At 61.3% G+C, this 827-nt stretch carries 1 protein-coding gene; it reads right to left on the reverse strand.

Annotated features, from left to right (window positions below):
- On the reverse strand, positions 1-827 hold an 827-nt coding region (locus tag ACOJB8_RS41135), incomplete at both ends, for a TAXI family TRAP transporter solute-binding subunit (RefSeq protein WP_475017988.1).

Consider the following 827-nt stretch of genomic DNA (forward strand, 5'->3'; position numbering starts at 1 on the left):
GCCTTCAGGCGTCGCTCAACGGGCGGATAGTATTGCCAGCCTTTGCCGAGGCCCGGTAGATCGAGCTTGACCTGCTTCCATTTCGGATGGCCGTGCTCCTGCAGGTTGTCGAAGTTCGCGCAGAGCGAATCGGCAAAGCGCTTCAGGTTGCCGACCGTATCGCGCAGGTTGTAGTCATAGGTGACGAGAAAGGCCTTGACCGTCCATGTCGGCACGTCTTCCTTGAGCCAGTTCGGGTAACTCGACACGTGGATCGTCGCGGGATAGTAGGTCTGCTTTGCGCGCGCCGTTTCCGGCGCGTTCGCATCGACGCGCAGGAAGCGGATCTGCTGCAGCAGTTCGGGGTTCATGTCGGTAAAGAGCTTGGCGGGTTGCCCGGCGACGATGATGGCCACATCGATCTTCTTGACGATGAGCGCGGCCAGCGCGTCCTCGTTGCTCAGGTGCTGCGCGTTCTGCTCAGGAATCGGCTGGCCGAACATGAGTCGGTACAGCGTCGTCGCCGACTGCGCGGTGCCGCTGCCGATCAGCCCGACGCTCATTACCTTGTCCTTGATCTCGTTGATCGTCTTCATCGGCGAGTCGTTACGCACGACGAAGTAAATCTCTTCGTCGTAGAGCGGCATGATGAGCCGCAGCGGCCGTATCAGCGTGCCGGCCTCTTCGTTGCCGGAATTGGCCATGTCGACGTAGGCCTGGTAGACGTCGGACTGCACGAGCGCGAGCTTCACGCCGGGCTCGAAACGCATGCGCTGCACGTTTTCGGCCGAGCCTTTCGATGGGATCACTTCGAGATCGATGCCCGCCGGCTGCGCGACCCATTTCGC

This window comes from Paraburkholderia sp. BR10141 (genome assembly GCF_056155635.1).